General features: G+C 39.9%; 15 protein-coding genes. 9 read left to right on the forward strand and 6 right to left on the reverse strand.

Annotation, left to right across the window (positions count from 1 at the left end; translation table 11 throughout):
- Positions 1-135: 135 nt before the first annotated feature.
- Both BLR53_RS10460 and glyA read right to left on the reverse strand, forming a co-directional pair.
- The gene (locus BLR53_RS10460) at positions 136-2,922 is read right to left on the reverse strand and encodes a PAS domain S-box protein (protein WP_074589409.1); all 2,787 of its coding nucleotides are present in this window, start codon (positions 2,920-2,922) and stop codon (positions 136-138) included.
- Positions 2,923-2,942: 20 nt separating this feature from the next.
- Positions 2,943-4,214 carry a serine hydroxymethyltransferase gene (gene glyA / locus BLR53_RS10465; protein ID WP_037439223.1) on the reverse strand — a complete coding sequence of 424 codons (1,272 nt, stop codon included), beginning with the start codon at positions 4,212-4,214 and terminating at the stop codon, positions 2,943-2,945.
- A 167-nt stretch (positions 4,215-4,381) separates the two neighbouring features.
- Here glyA and dxs point away from each other — a divergent pair, with 167 nt between their 5' ends.
- Positions 4,382-6,310, forward strand: coding sequence for a 1-deoxy-D-xylulose-5-phosphate synthase (gene dxs / locus BLR53_RS10470; protein ID WP_037439222.1), 1,929 nt, complete (start codon positions 4,382-4,384; stop codon positions 6,308-6,310).
- Between the two features lie 378 nt (positions 6,311-6,688).
- On the opposite strand, the gene glmS is transcribed toward dxs, so the two are convergent.
- Positions 6,689-8,530, reverse strand: a complete 1,842-nt coding sequence (glmS, locus tag BLR53_RS10475; RefSeq protein ID WP_037439221.1) for a glutamine--fructose-6-phosphate transaminase (isomerizing) — start codon at positions 8,528-8,530, stop codon at positions 6,689-6,691.
- 345 nt (positions 8,531-8,875) lie between these two features.
- On the opposite strand from glmS, the gene BLR53_RS10480 reads away from it, so the two are divergent.
- The 8 genes from BLR53_RS10480 to BLR53_RS10515 all read left to right on the forward strand — a co-directional run bounded on the left by BLR53_RS10480 (position 8,876) and on the right by BLR53_RS10515 (position 16,516).
- Positions 8,876-9,187: a hypothetical protein gene (locus tag BLR53_RS10480; protein WP_037439219.1), complete on the forward strand. Its 312-nt coding sequence runs from the start codon at positions 8,876-8,878 to the stop codon at positions 9,185-9,187.
- 276 nt (positions 9,188-9,463) lie between these two features.
- Positions 9,464-11,602 (forward strand): catalase HPII, encoded by a 2,139-nt coding sequence (gene katE, locus BLR53_RS10485; protein ID WP_074589411.1) that lies wholly within the window; start codon positions 9,464-9,466, stop codon positions 11,600-11,602.
- Between the two features lie 13 nt (positions 11,603-11,615).
- Positions 11,616-12,104, forward strand: a complete 489-nt coding sequence (locus BLR53_RS10490; RefSeq protein ID WP_037439215.1) for an ankyrin repeat domain-containing protein — start codon at positions 11,616-11,618, stop codon at positions 12,102-12,104.
- A 150-nt stretch (positions 12,105-12,254) separates the two neighbouring features.
- Entirely contained in the window at positions 12,255-12,881 is a 627-nt protein-coding gene (locus tag BLR53_RS10495; protein WP_074589413.1) for a PRC-barrel domain-containing protein, read from the forward strand.
- A 58-nt stretch (positions 12,882-12,939) separates the two neighbouring features.
- Positions 12,940-13,740 (forward strand): sensor histidine kinase, encoded by an 801-nt coding sequence (locus BLR53_RS10500; RefSeq protein ID WP_074589415.1) that lies wholly within the window; start codon positions 12,940-12,942, stop codon positions 13,738-13,740.
- A gap of 73 nt (positions 13,741-13,813) precedes the next feature.
- Positions 13,814-14,347, forward strand: coding sequence for a hypothetical protein (locus BLR53_RS10505; RefSeq protein WP_074589417.1), 534 nt, complete (start codon positions 13,814-13,816; stop codon positions 14,345-14,347).
- Between the two features lie 5 nt (positions 14,348-14,352).
- Positions 14,353-15,159, forward strand: a complete 807-nt coding sequence (locus tag BLR53_RS10510; protein ID WP_083332050.1) for a fimbrial biogenesis chaperone — start codon at positions 14,353-14,355, stop codon at positions 15,157-15,159.
- 16 nt (positions 15,160-15,175) lie between these two features.
- Positions 15,176-16,516 (forward strand): hypothetical protein, encoded by a 1,341-nt coding sequence (locus BLR53_RS10515; protein ID WP_143007861.1) that lies wholly within the window; start codon positions 15,176-15,178, stop codon positions 16,514-16,516.
- Between the two features lie 26 nt (positions 16,517-16,542).
- On the opposite strand, the gene BLR53_RS10520 is transcribed toward BLR53_RS10515, so the two are convergent.
- From BLR53_RS10520 to BLR53_RS10530, 3 genes are all read right to left on the reverse strand, one after another.
- Positions 16,543-19,410 carry a hypothetical protein gene (locus BLR53_RS10520; RefSeq protein WP_074589422.1) on the reverse strand — a complete coding sequence of 956 codons (2,868 nt, stop codon included), beginning with the start codon at positions 19,408-19,410 and terminating at the stop codon, positions 16,543-16,545.
- A gap of 54 nt (positions 19,411-19,464) precedes the next feature.
- A complete protein-coding gene (locus BLR53_RS10525) occupies positions 19,465-20,073 on the reverse strand; it encodes a LuxR C-terminal-related transcriptional regulator (protein ID WP_051759715.1) in 609 nt (202 codons plus the stop codon).
- 155 nt (positions 20,074-20,228) lie between these two features.
- Positions 20,229-20,618, reverse strand: coding sequence for a response regulator (locus BLR53_RS10530; RefSeq protein WP_074589424.1), 390 nt, complete (start codon positions 20,616-20,618; stop codon positions 20,229-20,231).
- Positions 20,619-20,670: the final 52 nt, after the last annotated feature.

Below are 20,670 nucleotides of genomic sequence, written 5' to 3' on the forward strand. Positions count from 1 at the left end.
TACAATAAATAAAAAACCGGTTAACAGAATAAATCGTAATAAGTGCCGTTTATATATATGAGAGCGTTAATTTAGATGGTAAGGGTCGATATTTCTAATGGGAATATCGGCCCTTTATCCTTTTATAGGATAGCCTCAATCTTTCTGATAAAGAGGGTATTGTTCTGAAAAAACATCATACAGCAAATTCTTAATCTCATCAGGATTAAATGGTTTAAGAACATGTCCATTCATTCCGCATTGAATAAATTTAAAGTGATCATTTTTCAAAGTGGAAGCGGTAAGTGCTATAATCGGTAAAGATTTGTAATAATCTCCACGAATATCTCGTATTATACTCGTCGTTTCAAAACCGTCAATTCCCGGCATTTTTATATCCATAAATATCAGGTCAAAGTTTTCTTTCATGATCTTTTCAATGGCTTCATAACCATTGATTGCAGATTCTACTTCTAGCCCCCATTTACTAAGAATTCTTTTCGCAATTAAAATATTGATGTCATTGTCGTCGACAACAAGAATCCGTCTGCCTATAAATATAGATATTCCGTTGTCCAAACCAGGTTGATCGGACTGTTCTGCAGCTTTATTAAAAGTAATTTCAAAGCTGAAGGTCGTACCCTGGCCTTCCTCACTTTCAACAGTTATTTCTGAATTAAAAAGCTTCAACAGTTTTTTGGTAATTGCGAGCCCTAATCCTGTTCCACCATACTTGCGGGATATATCCGTTTTAGCCTGCGTAAAAACCTCAAATATATAATGCTGTTTATCCTTAGGAATTCCAATCCCATTATCTTCTATTTCAAAACGCACTTTGACCTTTCGCTCATGATTTTCGAGCAGCATCATTCTCAACTGAACCACGCCGTGATCTGTAAATTTAATAGCATTACCCAGAAAATTCATCAAAACCTGGTATAAACGGCTTTTGTCGCCGGTTAGCATATCAGGAATAGCAGGATCATATTTAAGCACCAATTCGTTTCCCCTCTTCCTGACGTTTACCTGTAAACTATTGATAATATCATTAGCTAGTGTTTTCAGGTTGAAAGGAAAGACTTCGAGTTCCATTTTACCTGTTTCCATCTTAGTAAAATCAAGAATATCATTTATGATATGCAAAAGGTTCTCCCCGGAGAATTTAAGCAAATTCAAGTCGTCAATCTGAGACGATTTGGGGTCGTTATCTAATAGTAAATGAGTCATTCCTATCACCGCGTTTAATGGCGTGCGAATTTCGTGGCTCATTACTGAAAGGAACATTTCTTTTGCCTGACTCAGCTTCAATGCTTGCTCCTTCGCTTCAATAGTCTCCTTTTCCACTTGTTTACGTTGCGTGATATCAGAAATCAGTTCGATCTGTCTTTCTACAACCCCCTTACTATCGATAATAGGTGTATTCGAGACAGACAGCCAGACAGCAGAACCATCTTTCTTCTCAGCAAGAACTTCGATGGTATAACTTTGATTATTTTTGCTTTTAGCTCGCGCATCAGCTATCAGTTCCTGATCTTCAAAATGTGAGGAAATTACATCTCCCAGCATCCTTCCACGAAGTTCCTCCAAAGAGTAACCAGTTAGTCTTTCCAGACTCTGATTAACCCAGGTTATATTCCCTTCCTTATCCTGAAGGCTAACTCCTGTATCAGTCTTGCTAGCTACCAGCGAAAGTACCTGAAGCTCTTTTTCAGCTCTCTTTTTCTCTGTAATGTCAATAATAATTTCCACTTCGGTATCGACCTCGCCCTGATCATTCATCACGACTGTATTATATACAGATAACCAGATCTCTTGTTTGTCTTTCCGATAAGCCAGCATGTCAATCGTGAAGGACTGCCGCTGCTCGGTCAGTTCTCTCACTCTTTCCAGAAGTGCTAAATCTGTATTGGGGCCATTGATCATATCGCCAAGTCTTTTCCCTTTCAAATCTTCAAGAGTAAACCCTGTGATTTTTTCAAAAGCATCATTAACCCAGGTCACCCGGTTATTAGCATCGTTGATAATCACACCATTATTCACCTTACTAGCCACAAAAGATAATTTGGTCAGCTCCGCCTCTACTCTTTTACTTACAGTAATGTCCCGTCCATATATATAAAGGCGGTTACTTTTAGCGACAAGGTTCCAGCTGATCCATTTCACTGTATTCTTTTTAGTCACCAGACGAAAGTCAACTCTGAATTCTCTTTCCCTCCCTTTAAAAACTTTTCGGATGGTCTCAAGCATCAGCGGAATATCGTCTTCATAGCAAATATGAAGCGGATTCAAATTCATGGCCTCCTCAATATCATAATCCAGCAAGCTAGTTACCGCCTCATTGATATATCTGATTTTGCCATTAAAATCCATTACGCAGTGGATCTCAGGTGAAACCTTCGTTATTTCAAGTAATTCCTGAAAACGCCAGGTATTATAATCCAGTAATTGTTGCTTCTTAACCAGTTCAATTGTAACCATGACCTGACTAGCCAGACCCATTAGAATTTCTTTCTGATCTTCATGAAGTTCGCGGGGTTTGATATCAAACAGGCTAAGTGTACCAAAAACTTCGCCTTTGGCATCTGTCAATGGAACTCCTGCGTAATAACGAACAAATGGTTCCTGAGTTACCAGCCGCAGATTAGAGAATCTGTTATCTTCTAATGCATCCGGAACTTCAAAAAGCTCAAGGTTATTGAGTGTATAGCGGCATAGAAAATTTTCGATAGAGATATCCTGCGGGATAACGCAGTTCGAATATTTAACCCATTGCCTGTCTTTATCCAATAAGGTGATACAGACAATGGGTATATTAAAAATTGCAGAAGTAAGCTGGGTTAGCCTTTCGAAAGATTTGTCTTCAGCAGCATATCCGGAACCCACTGCATCTGCAGCGTGTAAATTTCTATCGCCACCTGAATATAAACCTGAACTGAGAGACATGCTGGACCTGCAATTAATTATTATTTATAAAGTGGGAAATCGGATACCAGAGCAATAACCTGGCTTTTTACAGCTGCAAGGTGTGCTTCATCTTCAGGATTACTGATTACCTGATCGATAAGGTCTACAATTTTCTCCATATCTGCTTCTTTAAATCCTCTGGAAGTAATCGCAGCAGTTCCTACACGGATACCTGAAGTAACAAAGGGTGATTTGTCATCAAAAGGCACCATGTTCTTATTTACAGTAATATCTGCTTTTTCAAGTGCATTTTCAGCAACCTTACCTGTTATATTTTTATTTCGAAGATCGATAAGCATTAAGTGATTGTCTGTACCTCCTGAAATAATACCATAACCTCTGCTTACAAAAGCTTTAGCCATCGCCTGAGCATTGGACTGCACTTGTTTAATGTAAACCAGATAATCATCTGAAAGTGCCTCACCGAAAGCGATCGCCTTAGCCGCAATAATGTGCTCAAGCGGACCACCTTGTGTACCAGGGAATACAGCCATGTCCAAAACTGAAGACATCATTCTGGTCTCACCTTTAGGCGTTTTCAGTCCGAAAGGATTTTCGAAATCTTTACCCATCATTATCATTCCGCCACGAGGGCCACGTAATGTTTTATGGGTAGTTGTAGTCACTATATGGCAGTGTGGTAGTGGGTTCTCTAACAATCCACGTGCAATAAAGCCGGCCGGATGAGAAATATCAGCCAACACCAAAGCACCAATTTTATCAGCTACACTACGGATAAATGCGTAATCCCACTCTCTGGAATAGGCAGATGCTCCACAAATAATTAGTTTCGGACGTTCTGCCAAAGCTACTTCTTCCAATTTTGCGTAATCAATTCTACCGGTTTCTTTAACAACACCGTAGAATAACGGTTGATATAATTTTCCAGAGAAATTAACAGGTGAACCATGTGTAAGGTGTCCCCCATGTGAAAGATCAAAACCCAGGATTTTATCTCCTGCCTGCAATACTGCCAGCATTACTGCGGCATTTGCTTGTGCACCAGAATGTGGCTGAACATTTACCCAAGCTGCATTAAATAACTGTTTAGCACGGTCTATTGCAATTTTCTCAACCTCATCGACAACTTCACAACCGCCATAATAACGTTTGCCCGGAAGACCTTCGGCATATTTATTAGTTAATACTGAGCCCGCAGCTTCCATTACCTGCTTACTCACAAAATTTTCTGAAGCAATCAGTTCAAGGCCATTTTCCTGACGGTCTAATTCCCTGTCAATCAAATCAAAAATTAAAGTATCTCGTTCCATTTATCAAAGTATATTTTCGTAAAATTAATCAATTTTTAGCTTAAAATAACAGCCAAAAAACGCATTTAATCAATTCGAATCAGTTCTGGCAACCTTATTGCCTAATAGTTTGCGGTTTTATTAACAATAATACCGTACTTTGTATATTGTTGTCTACTAAAAATTACATGGAAAACTTCAACTCTCCATTACTACCGAACATAAATTATCCTGCTGATCTTAAGCAGTATAAAGAAGAAGACCTGGAACAGATCAGTCAGGAACTGCGCCAATATATCATAGATGTAGTGAGCACGAATGGCGGTCATTTTGGTGCCAGTTTAGGTGTTGTAGAGCTTACAGTAGCCCTGCATTATGTATTAAACACACCCTATGACAAATTAGTCTGGGACGTCGGCCATCAGGCTTACGGACATAAGATTCTTACCGGCCGTAAGGATTTATTTCATACGAACCGGATCCTCAACGGTATCAGCGGCTTCCCGAAAATCTCAGAAAGCGAATATGATACATTTGGCGTAGGGCATTCTTCAACTTCTATTTCTGCAGCTTTAGGTATGGCTGTTGCATCCCACTACAAAGGAGAAAATGACAGGCAGCATGTAGCTGTTATCGGAGATGGTGCTATGACTGCAGGCCTGGCATTTGAAGGGCTCAACCATGCAGGGATTGAAAACTCTAATCTGCTGGTTATCCTCAATGATAACTGTATGTCCATTGACCCCAATGTTGGTGCATTAAAGGAATATCTAACGACCATTACAACGTCGAAGTCTTACAATCGCTTCAGAGATGATATTTCCAGTGTACTGATTAAATTATCGGAACTCGGACCTAACGCCCATAAATTTGTAAAGAAGATTGAGAAAAGTATTAAGGGTACTCTGCTCAAACAGAGTAATCTCTTTGAAGCGCTTAACTTCCGTTACTTCGGACCTGTAGATGGTCATGACGTTAAAAACCTGGCAGCTATCCTAAAAGATCTGAAAGATATTCCTGGCCCAAAACTACTGCATTGTGTAACTGTAAAAGGCAAAGGGTTCGCGCTAGCGGAGAAAGATCAAACCAAATGGCACGCAGTCGGTCTGTTCGATAAAATTACTGGTGAGATTAAAAAATCTCTACCTGACAAACCTCAGCCACCAAAATATCAGGACGTATTCGGCCATACGTTGGTCGAACTCGCAGAACAAAATAAAAAAATAGTAGGTATTACACCAGCTATGCCTTCCGGTTCATCCATGAACATCATGATGAAAGCGATGCCTGAACGTGCATTTGATGTCGGTATTGCCGAACAGCATGCAGTTACCTTCTCAGCTGGCCTGGCTACTCAGGGACTTGTTCCTTTCTGTAATATTTATTCCAGTTTTATGCAAAGGGCATATGACCAGGTAATTCACGACGTTGCTATACAGAACCTTAATGTTGTCTTCTGCCTTGACCGCGCAGGTCTTGCAGGTGCAGATGGTGCAACACATCATGGTGCTTACGACCTCGCTTATATGCGCTCCATACCAAACATGATTGTTTCTGCGCCTATGAACGAAGAAGAGTTAAGAAACATGATGTTTACAGCTCAACTGGAAGATCAAGGTCCTTTTTCTATTCGTTACCCAAGAGGAAATGGCGTGCTCACAGACTGGAAGCGCCCGTTAAAAGCGATGGAAGTTGGTAAAGGCAGGAAAATATGCGATGGTGAAGATGTCGCAATTCTTACGATAGGACATGTTGGCAATTTCGCTGTACAGGCCTGCAAAGAGCTAAATAGTGAAGGTATACATCCTGCACATTATGACATGCGTTTTGTTAAACCTCTTGACGAAGTTTTATTGCATGATGTATGCAAAAGATACCAGAAAATAATTACCGTTGAAGACGGTTGCCTCCAAGGCGGAATGGGTTCAGCAGTGTTAGAATTTATGGCTGACCATAACTATCATGTTCAGGTTGTACGTCTGGGAATTCCAGATGAATTCATTGAGCATGGAGAGCAGGCAGAGCTATGGAATATATGTGGTTACGATAAACAGGCAATTATGCAGACTATCCGCAAAATGACTGTAAGCAGAACAACCGCAACAATAGCATCCTAACTTATTTATCGGATTAAGACCAAAAAAGGTCGGAAAGAATTCTTTCCGACCTTTTTTTTCGTTGAAAAAGTATGGAATCTGCATTCACATTCGGATATTGTTAAAGCTTGAGACGGTATTGATAGGGTATTGATACGGTGTTGAGTCGGTGTTGATATACCCAATGACCGACTGAACACCCTATCAATACCGGCTCAATAGCCTTTTAGCGTAAAGCGAGCTAACCGGTATACTTATTTCAGGAATTAACAACATGGTTAAGGTCAGGCAGCTCTTAAGTTCAAACATCGCTATGGCCTAAAGAACTAATTGTGAAAAAAAAAGAGGTCGATCATTTTATCAATGATACGACCTCTTTAAAAATTTAGATTAGCTATACTATTCTACGGTAACAGATTTAGCCAGATTTCTCGGCTGATCTACATTACAACCTCTCATCAATGCAATGTGATAAGACAATAACTGTAATGGAATTGTAGCTAGCAGAGGTAAAAACGCTTCACTTGAGTCTGGAATTTCAATACAGTAATCAGCCATTTTACGCACTTCTGTATCGCCTTCGGTAACAATAGCGAGAACGATACCCTTTCTGGCTTTTACTTCTTGAATATTACTAATTACCTTTTCGTAAGAAGAGTTTTTCGTTGCAATAACTACAACTGGCATCTCTTCATCAATCAAAGCAATTGGACCATGTTTCATTTCTGCAGCAGGATAACCTTCAGCATGGATATATGAGATCTCTTTCAGTTTTAATGCACCTTCAAGAGCTACCGGGAAACCACTTCCACGTCCGAGGAAAAGACAATTACGGGAATCTTTGAACTTAGCAGCAATTTCTTCTATAAGCGCGTTTGATTCCAAGGCCTTCGCTACCTTATCAGGAATGCAGTCCAGTTCAGTTAGTAATTCAACTAATTTAGCCTGGGTTAAAGTACCTTTTTGCTGAGCCATATAGAACGCCATCAGCGTCAAGACCGTTACTTGTGCAGTAAATGCTTTTGTAGAAGCAACACCAATTTCTGGTCCGGCGTGGGTATAAACCCCTGCATGAGTCAAACGTGGAATAGACGACCCAACTACATTACAAACACCGAAGATGGTCGCTCCTTTTTCCTTAGCCATCTCTATAGCAGCCATCGTATCTGCAGTCTCACCGGATTGGGAAATTGCAATTACGACGTCCTTCTCAGTAATAATTGGATTACGGTAGCGGAATTCAGAAGCATATTCAACTTCCACCGGTATGCGGGCATATTCTTCAATCAGATACTCGCCAACCAGACCGGCATGCCATGAGGTTCCACATGCTACGATAATAATTCTATCAATATTTTTAAGCTTATCAGCATACTCCTTTATACCACCTAGCTGCACCAAACCCTCATTAGGGTAGATACGACCACGCATACAATCACGGATTGATCTGCTTTGCTCATATATTTCTTTGAGCATGAAATGTTCGTAACCGCCCTTCTCAAGCATGTCAAGTTTCATTTCAAGCTCCTGGATAACGGGTGTCTGAACCACGTTGTCTAATCTTTTCACCAACAGTTCCTCTCTGGTTACCAGAGCGATCTCGTTGTCGTTCATATAGATTACATTTTTAGTGTACTCTATAATAGGAGAAGCATCTGATGCAATGAAATATTCACCTTCGCCTACACCAATTACCATTGGACTTCCTTTACGGGCAGCAATTAACTGATCCGGATTATCCTGATCAACTATTACAATCGCGTAAGCACCAGTCACCTCCTGCAAAGCAAGTCTAACTGCTTCCAGCAAGTCAACATTTTCCAGTTTATAAATTTCTTCTATCAGGTGAATCAATACTTCAGTATCAGTATCGCTTTTAAATTCATGTCCCCTGGTTAACAGCTCTTCTTTAAGAACTGAATAGTTTTCTATAATTCCATTATGGATGATAGATAATCTACCATTATTGGATATATGTGGATGAGAATTCCTATCCGAAGGCTCACCATGGGTAGCCCAACGGGTATGTCCCATTCCAATAGTACCAGATTTATCTTTATCTGTACTGTATTTTTCAAGTTCAACAACTTTACCGGCTTTTTTGTAAATATTTAAGTCTCCGGCTTCGTTAATTAATGCAATACCTGCGCTATCATATCCACGGTATTCTAATCGCTTGAGGCCTTTCAGGACCACTGTCCAAGCCTGTCTATGTCCTATATATCCTACTATTCCACACATACTTTTATAAAAATTTTTGTAAAGCTAAACAATTCTAGAAATTCTGCTACTTCAAATTCAATGTTTTTTTTCAGGTATTTAAACCCTAATTTATTGATGTAACCCTACTGAAACACAGAAAGTTATTTTAATGCTACCTATATGGACAAAGTGTGGAATTTATCTACACTACCTTCCAAAACGGGCAACAATTAAACTGCTGAATATCAAGTGTTTACTATAATTCTAGCAACAAGGCATTATTATGAACACTACGCTGGGCATAGCAACAATCATTTTAACCAATTGATGCCCTGTACACAGTAATCATACCAAAAAACAGGAATTCTATAAAAAACTACCATTATGAAAAATTTAATCTTAGGTGCAGCCATTTTAGCGTTTGCAGGAGTTTCTACAGTAAAAGCATCAGAAGTAAGTACACCTGTTGCTATTATTGCGCAGCAGGATAGCAGTACTAAAACTCCCGTTAAAATTGAAGAGCTTCCAGACGCAGTAAAATCAACCTTATCAGGAGACCAGTATAAAGACTGGGCACCCACAGGGGCTTTCAAAATAACGGAAGCAAATAAACCGACTTATTATCAGGTAGATGCAAAAAAAGGAGAAGAAACCGCTTCAATTAAAATTGGGGAAGATGGTGTAGTGATCCAATAATTTAAATCAAAATATACTATATCAGCAATTTAGGGTTTTCCACATTTCCCTGTGGAAAACATGTTGATATCCACAAAAAGAAGGGCCGGTTGCATACGCAATCCGGCCCTTCACTATTTTTCATCGGTAGACATCACATTAACATAATTACTCTTCTAATGTTTCAATTTTGAAATAAGTTTCAAACGTCTGTCCCATTCATATTATAATATTGAAAGATTTGAAACATTCCTTGTTATGGCTTTGTTAAGCAGCTGAACTCAAATCTCTTCGGTCATGAAAGAAAATGATAAAAAAAACAGTCAAAATGAAAAAGTTGATAAACTGCAACCCTTCTCGGAAAACGGTGATCAAGAGCACCTAAGTACGAACCAGGGCTTAAAGATTAATGACAATCAGAATTCTTTGAAAGCCGGCGAAAGAGGCCCGACTTTACTGGAAGACTTTATCATGCGTGAGAAAATTACGCATTTCGATCATGAAAGGATCCCGGAGCGGATTGTCCATGCAAGAGGATCAGGTGCACATGGAATTTTTGAGCTCTATGAATCACAACAAAACTATACAAAAGCCGGATTTCTAACAGATACCTCTCGTAAGACACCGGTATTTGTCAGGTTTTCTACTGTCGCAGGCTCCAGAGGTTCGACAGATCTGGCCAGAGATGTCCGTGGGTTTTCCGTTAAATTTTATACAGAAGAAGGAATTTATGATTTTGTAGGAAATAATATGCCTGTATTCTTCATACAGGATGCAATCAAATTTCCCGACCTGATCCATGCTGTTAAACCAGAACCACACAATGAGATACCTCAAGCAGCGTCCGCTCATGATACTTTCTGGGACTTTATTTCCTTAATGCCCGAATCCACACATATGGTAATGTGGTTAATGTCGGACCGTGCTATACCAAGAAGTCTTAGAATGATGGAAGGATTCGGTGTCCATACCTTCAGACTAATTAATGAAGCCGGTGCATCTTCATTCGTTAAATTCCACTGGAAACCTTTATTAGGTGTACATTCTGTGGTTTGGGACGAAGCAAAAAAGATTTCAGGCAATGATCCAGACTTTCACCGCCGAGATCTGTGGGACGCGATAGAAAGTGGGGCTTTTCCAGAGTGGGAACTAGGCTTACAGATTATATCTGAAGAGGATGAACATAAATTTGATTTTGACATACTGGATCCGACAAAATTAATTCCTGAAGAACTCGTTCCTGTAATTCCAGTCGGAAAGATGACTTTAAATAGAAATCCGGATAATTTCTTTGCGGAGACCGAACAGGTTGCTTTTCACCCGGGACATATTGTACCAGGCATTGATTTCACCAACGACCCACTCTTACAAGGTCGTTTATTTTCCTACACCGACACACAACTTTCACGTTTAGGCAGCCCAAATTTCCATGAAATCCCAATAAACAGGCCTATAAACGGTGTTCATAATAATCAGCGGGATGGCCATATGCGCCAAACCATTAATACCAGTAAAACCAGCTATGAACCTAATAGTATATCGGAAAACTATCCGGCGCAGGCTAAAGTTGCAGATGGTGGTTTCAGTTCGTATGAAGAACGAATAGATGCCCGCAAAATAAGAGCGCGAAGTGAAAGTTTCCGAGATCATTTCAGTCAGGCTAAGTTATTTTACAACAGCCAGTCTGAAGCTGAAAAAAATCATTTGACTGATGCCCTTCGTTTCGAACTTGGTAAAGTGGAAAGAGAGGAAATACGGAAAAGAATGGTGGGAATCCTTACACAAGTAGATTTAGAACTGGCTTCAAAAGTAGCTGAAGCACTCGGTCTGGAAGTGCCTTCAGGCCCAGAAAAACCTATTAATCATAGTGTACCTGCAGATGCATCACAAGAAGACTATGAAAGCAAAACGGGATCGAGTAAGATTAAAGTATCTGCTGCCCTAAGTATGGAAAACACAATAAAAGACACCATAAAAAGCAGACAAATTGCAGTTTTGGCTACTGATGGTGTAAATAGTGAGCAATTACAAGAGCTGATTAAAGCTGTTCAGGCGGGTTCCGCTCAGGCTAAGATAGTTGCTACTCACAACGGTCATATTAAAGATGACAAAGGCGTAATTCATAAGGTAGATTTTACATTTCTAACTACTGCATCGGTATTATTTGACGCAGTATATATACCTGGTGGAAAATTAAGCGTAAATGCTATCAAGGCGGAAGCAGATGCACAGCATTTTGTAGTGGAGGCATTCAAGCACTGTAAAGCTATCGGATCGCAGGCCGAAGGAACTGAATGGATTAGCCAATTACTGCCAGATGGAAGTAATGGTAAGCCTGCCGGTGTTATCACAAATCAACCTGTACAGAAATTTCTTAATGCAGTGTCCCAGCACAGGTTCTGGGAAAGGGAGAAAAAACCAGATGTTCCAGCCTAATTAAATCTTTATCATGGGAAATTTAACAGATAACTTACTTCAGGCAGCAAGGATTGGTGACACACATTTTCTGCAGGCCATGATCACAAATGGGAATACAATAAATGTACATGACGCTAAAGGTTATACCCCTTTAATTATAGCCTGCTATAATAATCAGGCGGAAGCCGCCGCTTTACTTTTACAGTCGGGTGCCGATGTCAATTCAGTTGATGCCGGTGGCAATACTGCATTAATGGGCGTGAGTTTTAAAGGTTATGCAGAAATCGCAGAAATGCTCATTATGCATGGAGCAGATCTGAATATGCAACATGGTAATGGAGGTACAGCATTGATGTTTGCAGCCATGTTCGGAAGAAATGATATAATGGAAATCCTGCTAAGAAATGGTGCAAACCCAAATATTGTAGAATTCCGCGGTTTAACTGCACTGGACTTGGCAATCCAGCAAGGCAACCACGCGGGAGCGGAGATCCTTAGTCATACCGAAATCTATCATTAAATCAATTCATCCTTTAAAAATAAATAACATGACCAGATTAGAAATCCAACCGAAAAAATACAGAGGATACTTTTACTGGCTGATGGCCATAATTTTTATCGGTTTATTCGTCTTTTACTTTTACAGCAGAAATTTTTAACACCAGAAACTATGGAACAGGGTCAGCATCCGGAACTGGTTCAATTACTCGAAATCAGTAAAAGTGAATACGAAATTCGTGATGGACAACCAGATATTATCGGTTGGAAAGCTTTCAGCCCCGACGAATCTTTCGTCGGGGTTGTTACCGAATTACTAATTAGTACGACAGAGTCGATCGTCCGGTATTTGGTCCTTGATCTCAGTGACAACGAATGGGCTGCAGTTTCAAGATCAATTTGTTATCCTGTAGATTCTATTTTATTAGACGAACAAACTAGCAGGGTAATACTAGAATCGATATCTGCCGTTTATCTTGATGAATTACCAGGATATGAACCTGGAAAACCGGTTCGTATACCCTTATCTTCTGAAAACACACCTTATCAATTAATTACCAGAACATATAATGAAGAGGCAATTGCAGAAGCGGCTGTTAAGTTTCTACTGGAGAAAAACGTATCACCATCTTCGATCCGGGTGACACCTTTCAATCCATTAAACAGTATCACTGATTTGATGGGTAATACCAATACGGAATTTCTGGGAGATGGTTCAAGAGATGAGTATATACTAAGTGTAGCGGCAAGAAATGAAGCAGAAGCCAGTCAGTTAAATGAATGGTTAGATCGCTGCTAAAAGAATTTATCTTGAGATTGGGGCTCTCAGGTGGCAAGATGTTTGCCTCAATAAAGGTATGAATAACCCTAATATCAACCACACCGATCTCTCCCTGCTGGCTGTAAACTTCAGGGAATTTAAATCCAGAGCAAATCAAGACAGTGTAAAAGACCAGCTTATTCGGGAGCTAACCACCAAGAATCAATACCTGAACCAATTTGTTTACATCACTTCCCATAACCTCAGGGTACCATTAAAGAACCTTCGGGGGCTTCTAGACTTGCTTAATTTTGATTTATTAGACGAATATAACAGGGCTATTATTCAACTTTTCGGCGATTCCACTCAACATCTGGATGAAACAATCGAAGATCTGGTACACATGCTCAGTGCGCAAAACACCCCAATTCAACAAGCCGAGTTAGTTAGTATATCAGATTCTTTCGGAAAAGTATGTCTTGATTTCACCAAACAAATCCACACATTGGGAATTATTATACACACTGACTTTCAATGTGATACAATACATTTTACCAAAAGTTATATGGAAAGTGTATTAAATAATCTGATATCGAATTCGATTAAGTATGCCCATCCTGAAAGGTTACTTGAAGTATCAATAACATCTATCTGCGGTCCAGGTAAAGAAGTTATCATAACTTTTTCAGACAATGGAGTTGGAATTGATATGGAAAAACATAAGGATAATATATTCGGGCTTAATCAACGTTTTCATACACACGTCGAAGGAAAAGGAATAGGCCTTTATATTACTAAAACTCAAATTGAGTCCTTAAAAGGCACAATTGAAGTAGAAAGCTTTGTAAATCAAGGAACTACTTTCAAAATTACACTTCCTTCCTTATTCAATAAGTAACATCAAAATGTGTCTTTAACGCCCAACTGAGAATATTGCAATTGATTAAATTTGTAGGTAAATAATATTTCCTATGAAAAAAATGTACTTATCATCCTTTGTCATTGCGATAGCTTTTACACTGTGCAGCATCAACTCCAAAGCGCAAACTGCGACCTCTGGACCAGTAGCGCTTACAATTTCAATTGAGGACGCAATCTCTATTACATTAGGCGGAACGCCGGCCGTATTGTTTGAATACAACTCTGCTGCGAGTTTCAATTCAAGCCCGAATGTTCCTAAAGTAAATCATTTCACGGTAGTTAGTAACAGAGCTTATACATTGGGCGTAAATGCAGACGCTCCTTTTACTCCGGCGACAGGTACTTCAGTTGTACCACTAAGTACCGTCCAAATATCTGTAACAGCAGCCAGACCTGCAGTTACAGGAGCAACTACTGTGGCATTAGACCAAACTCTGGCTCAACTGGTTGCTACTGCACCGGCATCTACAGGAACAGAATTTGATATTAATTATAACATTCCAACATCTGCTTCTCAGGCTTTAATTACCGCAGCCGCTACAGATTATACTACCAACGTACTTTATACGGTAACGCAGTTATAGTTTCAATGAAATTATTCAAACTGCTTTCAAGTATTGGCCTTGTGCTTGCGTCCGCTTTGGATAGCAGTGCACAGGGCTTTTCAATTTCCCCGGCCCGTATATTTTTAACAGGTAATCCGGGAGAAACACTTAGTACGACCATTAATATCAGTAACTCTTCCGATCAGCAACTGTCCTTTAACACCAGGTTACAAGATTGGGACCGGGACAGTACGGGAACTAAAATTTACTACGCATCCGGAACAAAAACAAACTCAAATTCAAACTGGGTTTCACTAACCACAAACACAGTGACAATTGGCCCTGGAGAAACTATACAGGCTGCACTTACTATGCATGTTCCCACTGACGCCAGGGCGACGACTAACAGTATGCTGTTCTTTACGCAGATTGCACCCCAGGAGAAAAACAATGACCCTAATAAAAAAATTGGTATAAACGTATTAATGGAAGTAGGAGTTCAGCTCTATTACATACCACCTGCATTAAATCATGGCGATCTGGAGTTTATTGATTTTCAAGATTTCGGTTTGAAGTCCGACTCTAAAGTCAGAAAAGTTGCTTTAAAAATTCATAACACCGGAGCAATTAATAAAGATGCTTTCGTGCGAATGGAATTGACGAATAAGGAGACAGGAGAAGAAATCAAGATAGCTGCTGTCCCATTGGCGATGTTACCTGAGGCAACGCAATGGGTGTATATAGAATTACCTACAAACCTAAAAGGAAACTACTTGGCCGTAGCCTTACTAGATGCCGGAAAATCTTATGATCTTAAAGTTGCTGAAAAAGAAATTATATACACTCCTTAGCCTTATATACAGCCTTATGCTGACAACTACGGCGATAGCACAGGTAACAATTAATCTTCCTGAATCTAGTATCCGCACACAATCAGACTATACAGCAGAGGCTATTGGCGGACCTTCTCTTAACGGTCTGCTAAGTCTGGTTCCCAATATAAATATAAAATCGAATCTTGCTAACTTCCCAATATCAAGCGGCGCTACAAGTATCCCTGCAGTACCACTCTCGCGTTTTTTCGTAAAAATTTATAGTATAGGTACACTCATATTATTAGGTTCAAGCGTTGAACAATTTCCTTCCAACACGGAGACCAAGTCAATTTACGGAGGGCTTGCGAGCGTATCTCCCGGACCTATCAAAAGTAACTACAGGGTTCAAATCGGGGGGTATGCATGGCATGCCGGGACCTTTTCGAACACAATTGTTTTTTCGTTAGCAGGTCTTCTGGGTTCAATTGGCACTCCAAATCAATTGATTAATATTGTCGTTCCTCCTTTTATTACCATGGAAACTACATCAGCGGACATCGCCTTAAACGTCAACACCTTAGATCAATTCAGGTCAACAGGCGTTACTGCAAATGGCAACTTAAATTATTTTACAACCGTCAATACTAATATTCGACTTAAAAGTACCGCTGCCAACTTTAGTTTCAATAAAACTTACCCGAACCTGCCTGTCCCAGTGAATGTATCCACATTGCTTAATGTTAAGATCCCGACGTTTACTGCCGTCAATCCAAATACTGCCGATCAGAACGTCGCGACAAACGTAATTGTTCCAATCGGCAACAAAAATCTAAATGCCCCTGCCTATACGATTACTGCAGCCAATTTGAAGACTAATTTTATTCAGGCAGGAATCTATACCCTCCCGATAACATATTCAATTCCTCCGGTGACAACAAATGAATCAACAACAGCTTCAGTATCGGGCAATGCAACGGTTAACGTCGCAAGCATGTCAGAACTTATTATATCTCAGCCTGCCGTCAAACTTATTTTTGGCAGTGCTAATGACTATAAAAATGGAGTTAGCGTAACAATGACCAATCATCTGAGGGTCAGCAGTACTGTTCCTTACGATATTACTGTTAAAGCTTCCGGAGCCACGCTCACATCTACCTCGGGTAATACCTTACCGGTAAATCTTATCAGGATAGAGGGAGCATCAGGTCAGTCGGGTATAACGCCCATCATATTATCGGCCACGGCTCAAAAACTAATGAATGCTTCAGCACCTGCCATAGACCGTCTTCTTAGTATCAAATACAGTATTCCATCTGCGCAGGCCGCACAGCTCCTCAATAAAGCAGGCGGCGATTATACGACAACAGTCACTTATACAATTGTCGCTCCCTAGAATCTCAGATATAGTTTATTGCCTGACTAAAAACGCGTCACACCTATCTTTCGGCGTTCATCAGTATAAATGAAAGTGAGTATATCCAATGGTGATCCTTTTAACGTAACCTCTTCAGCCGCGTTTTCAATAGAAAAAGGTAGACCCTTCGTTTCAATAGAGACCATATATTTATTTCTAGGTAGGTAGAATATAAAATTACCCCGGTCGTCCGTATAGGTTTGATGAACACGCCCGAATGGATCAGTTGCACTCACCTTTATTCCAGCAAGCACAGGAAAGTTATCCACATATTTATTTTTCTTCACTACTAAGTTACCTTGCAAAGCCTGTGTTTTTACAAGAGGTATCTGCAAGCTCTTATTTTTATCAGTAAATACGATTGTTGGCTCCTGCAAACTCCATCCTTTAGTATTATTTACGCTAATTACGTAACGTATTTTTTCCTCAACCCCGAACTCAACATGCCCCTTTCTGTCCGTCTGTGCACTTTCTCCATTAATTTTCACGATTAATCCAGAAACATAAGGTTCGTCATTCTCTCTGATTCCATTTCCATTATGATCCTCAAAATAATTTAATTTTAGCTTTCTTAAAGCAGTGTTAATAGATCTTCCAAATTTTTTCTGTACTCCAAATCTCAACTGCCGGTAGTCAACATTAAAGTTATTCACATAGTTTTCCACAGGATTTTCCAAGTCTAACCGCTCTCCTCCAGCCGACGCATATTCCTGTCTAAAAATCCGCTGCCTGTTTACAGCATATTGCATCTCGGCTGTGATTATCCAGTTGTTTTTAAGCTCATACTTTGCAAAAGCGTTAGTTGTGTAATTATTATTGTGTGTGTACCCATAATAATTATATAATGCAGAGAGGGCGAATTCTAATTTCCGCTCCCAGGCATAAATGCGAACATTCGGTCCGAAATTATACATTCTGTATTTCGTTTGGTTACCAATATTAAGTACATCTGTCAGATAATAAGGGTTAATCTGCATGGTACCTGTAAACCCAAGCAGGGGCATTGAGTAAGATGCGTTGATTTTCAATGAATGAAAAGGTGCCACCGGATTTCCCGACGTATTGAGATAAGTGTAACCATAATCGGCATTTACACTAACATTATATAATCCGCCTGTATAGCCCGTTAACAATTTCATACGGATAGAAGAAGCATCCCAGTCTGTATTTTCCGGATTTTTATATTCATATCCACTAGTCTGCAAACTTTGCCTCATCAGGTAAGGACTAAAATTCGTATAAACGGACCCTTTGCGGATTTGATAGCCCAGTCCGTAGTTATAAATTGCATTTTTAAAATCCCTAAACATTAGTATTCCTTCTTGCGGTTGAAATTTAGGCCGGTTAATCATTGCGTTACCAAAAACATATAAGCTTTTGTTACCCTCCTGGTCTAACTTCCAGTCTGCTCGCAGATCACTAAAAAACAAACCACGCTGTAAACCCGTAAAATATGGTGTACTGTAAAAACTATTAAAAGAGATATTAATATTATCAGTTTGACGCCGGTAATTAAATCCTCCGGAAGCACCCTGCTGGGCTTTAGTATTTTTTATAAAATTATGTTCAACCGTATAAGCAGCCTGTAAGGCTAATCTCTCTTGTCCAGATAAGATAAAGTCAGACCGAAATCCGATCTGATGAGCGTTTAAACCGGTATAACGATCGTTGCTATAGATATATGAAGCCTTTCGCAAATTATTGCCCGGACTGTTCTCCTGATAATCTGCACCTAGAATCCGTGCCCCCTGCCTGTTGAAATTATTGCCGTTAAAAAGAAGATAATTGTTTTCCAATGCCATTGCCGATAGAACACCGCTTTGTGCTACACGCATATTGACTTTCAGACCCCGTCCATACAACTGAAAATCAGAGCTTTCGTAAATAGAGCCTGCTTTTATGCCCCAGGTTTTAGTCTGATAATCCAAATAAGAATCATAAACATTTACCGTTTTACTATCCTGCTGGCTATAACGATCCATGTTCAATCTGTATTCCAGGGTGGAACTACCATTAACCACAGTTTTACCATTTGTACGGAACTGAAAATAATCAGAACTACCATTAAGGTTACCATATAGAAGTGACACCGAATTAGGAGGATTAGATAATAGCGTACTGAACTGCCCCAGGTTTCTGGAGCTCGTGATACTGAATACTTTTAGCATCTTAACAGCTAATTGATTTCCAAGATCATCTATTGCTTTAATAGTCACAATAAAATCCTCTGAGCGTTTAAAGTTAGTTCGGTAGGCAGCCTCAAAAGGCAAGATCTGTTGTTCGCCAGGTTCAAGAGTCATACGCATAGTCTGTCCTGTGAACTCCAAGCCATCAGGAACACCACTAAGATTCAAAGTAAAAGTAAGCGGAACATATCCGTGATTGACTAGTCGCACCATAACCTGCGCACGGTCATTTAGCTGACTAAGGTAAACCTCATCCTGTTCGAGCCCTAAGCTTAAGCCCTCTGCGTCCGTAAGCTGCGTGTAAAAACTAGCATCGGATTGCATTAAAGATTTATCAGATGGAGCCGCACTGCGTAGACTTATGATGAAAGATTGCAGATTTTGTCGGATTGTCTGCCGGTTGGCCAGAAATTTCAGCGGGTATTTTTTGGCTTCACCAGCCTGTAGCACCAGACTGTCCGGTAAGCCAATAAGAGCCTTTGGCAAATTAGAATTCGGCCGGTCGTAATAAAGTACTGTCCGCTGACCACTCTCATTATGAACATTTAAAAAATTCGTGAAGGTTTGATCACTCTGTATACTGATTGTATCTCTCGAAAAAGCATATTTCACTTGTGCGGAGCCGTGCAACCCGCTAAAAAGCAAAATAAACAGAAGGATTTTTGTTTTAGCGAAACCTTTCATCATCAAAGAACCGTCAACGCAAAACCAACATTTACAGCAAACTAAAATGCCTACCCGTCAGGAACGGTAGTGTGCGAGGAGCTCGCCCTTGCTGTTTATGTTAAGTTTCTTATAAGTTCTTTTGATATACTGACGAACGGTATCAAGAGAAATACCATATTTATAACCAATTAGCTTGTAGCTCAGTCCATTTCTTAATCCATCGACAATTTGCCTTTCCCTACGGCTTAAATTTGCCTGATAATCCAGACTCTGTTGTATTTGTTTCACCACTAACCGTGATACAGATGGACTGAACACCGAGCCTCCTTCATAGGTAACAACTATGGATGCGGCAACATCAGCGATGCTGGTTTCTTTAAGGAGGTAACCCATAGCCCCCACCCTTACGCATTCCAGCACACTTTCCTGATCTTTAATATCGCTATAAACAATAATATGAGTTTGAGGAAAACGCGCATAGATATAAGGAATCACTGCAGCGCCCCCACAGGATATATCAAGTAGGATTACATCCGGTCCTAGCGCCGGCTTTACAGTTTTGAGCTCATCTGTCGTTCCAACGTCCAGTGTAACCCGGAAATGCTGGTTATGTTGAAGTTCCAGTAAGCTTTTTATCCTGGATCTGCATTGCAGATTTAAATCGATAAGGCCAACTTTGATCATAAATTACGTTATTTAGTGCGAGACAATCTTGCGTTTGCCACTAAACTAAGCAATACTACAGGTCAAAGTATTATTCATTATGTTCATTAAATTAACGCAGGTTGAGAAGACTGAGCAGCCTTATTACTGAGGTATCAGTCGATCAAAATGAAAACCTATAAATTCTCCAGTATTTCAAGAAATTTTTCCTTCACAAGAGGTTTAATTATAAATTCGGTGACAACCGGAATACCTGCCGAACGATCCATTTCATATGGAGAAATGGAAGAAGATACAATGTAGAGTGGTACCCCGTTAAGAGGAAACCCGTCTAGCTTTTGGTATTCGTCCAGAAATTCCCAGCCATCCATAACCGGCATATTCAAATCCAAAAATATAACGTCAGGCAATAATTCACTATTACCAGCAATATCTTGTAAATGAGAAATCGCTTGTTGCCCGTCAGCAAAGACCTGGACTTCAACATCTGCTGACACTTTCAAAATGGTCTTTTTTGTCAGAAAAACAAAAATCTCATCATCATCGATCAGCATGAACTTCTTCATATTCGTATTAATTATCAATTAGAGCATTAAGATACATATCATTTAGCTCAAT

The organism is Pedobacter antarcticus, assembly GCF_900103515.1.
GTDB lineage: Bacteria > Bacteroidota > Bacteroidia > Sphingobacteriales > Sphingobacteriaceae > Pedobacter > Pedobacter antarcticus.

Excerpts from the sequence above, each read along its gene's own strand:
- BLR53_RS10460 (WP_074589409.1), bottom strand. The coding sequence starts at position 2,922 with ATGTCTCTCAGTTCAGGTTTATATTCAGGTGGCGATAGAAATTTACAC.
- BLR53_RS10495 (WP_074589413.1), top strand. The coding sequence starts at position 12,255 with ATGGAACAGGGTCAGCATCCGGAACTGGTTCAATTACTCGAAATCAGT.
- BLR53_RS10520 (WP_074589422.1), bottom strand. The coding sequence starts at position 19,410 with ATGATGAAAGGTTTCGCTAAAACAAAAATCCTTCTGTTTATTTTGCTT.
- BLR53_RS10490 (WP_037439215.1), top strand. The coding sequence starts at position 11,616 with ATGGGAAATTTAACAGATAACTTACTTCAGGCAGCAAGGATTGGTGAC.
- BLR53_RS10525 (WP_051759715.1), bottom strand. The coding sequence starts at position 20,073 with ATGATCAAAGTTGGCCTTATCGATTTAAATCTGCAATGCAGATCCAGG.
- glyA (WP_037439223.1), bottom strand. The coding sequence starts at position 4,214 with ATGGAACGAGATACTTTAATTTTTGATTTGATTGACAGGGAATTAGAC.
- glmS (WP_037439221.1), bottom strand. The coding sequence starts at position 8,530 with ATGTGTGGAATAGTAGGATATATAGGACATAGACAGGCTTGGACAGTG.
- BLR53_RS10480 (WP_037439219.1), top strand. The coding sequence starts at position 8,876 with ATGAAAAATTTAATCTTAGGTGCAGCCATTTTAGCGTTTGCAGGAGTT.
- BLR53_RS10515 (WP_143007861.1), top strand. The coding sequence starts at position 15,176 with ATGCTGACAACTACGGCGATAGCACAGGTAACAATTAATCTTCCTGAA.
- BLR53_RS10505 (WP_074589417.1), top strand. The coding sequence starts at position 13,814 with ATGAAAAAAATGTACTTATCATCCTTTGTCATTGCGATAGCTTTTACA.
- BLR53_RS10510 (WP_083332050.1), top strand. The coding sequence starts at position 14,353 with ATGAAATTATTCAAACTGCTTTCAAGTATTGGCCTTGTGCTTGCGTCC.
- BLR53_RS10530 (WP_074589424.1), bottom strand. The coding sequence starts at position 20,618 with ATGAAGAAGTTCATGCTGATCGATGATGATGAGATTTTTGTTTTTCTG.
- katE (WP_074589411.1), top strand. The coding sequence starts at position 9,464 with ATGAAAGAAAATGATAAAAAAAACAGTCAAAATGAAAAAGTTGATAAA.
- BLR53_RS10500 (WP_074589415.1), top strand. The coding sequence starts at position 12,940 with ATGAATAACCCTAATATCAACCACACCGATCTCTCCCTGCTGGCTGTA.
- dxs (WP_037439222.1), top strand. The coding sequence starts at position 4,382 with ATGGAAAACTTCAACTCTCCATTACTACCGAACATAAATTATCCTGCT.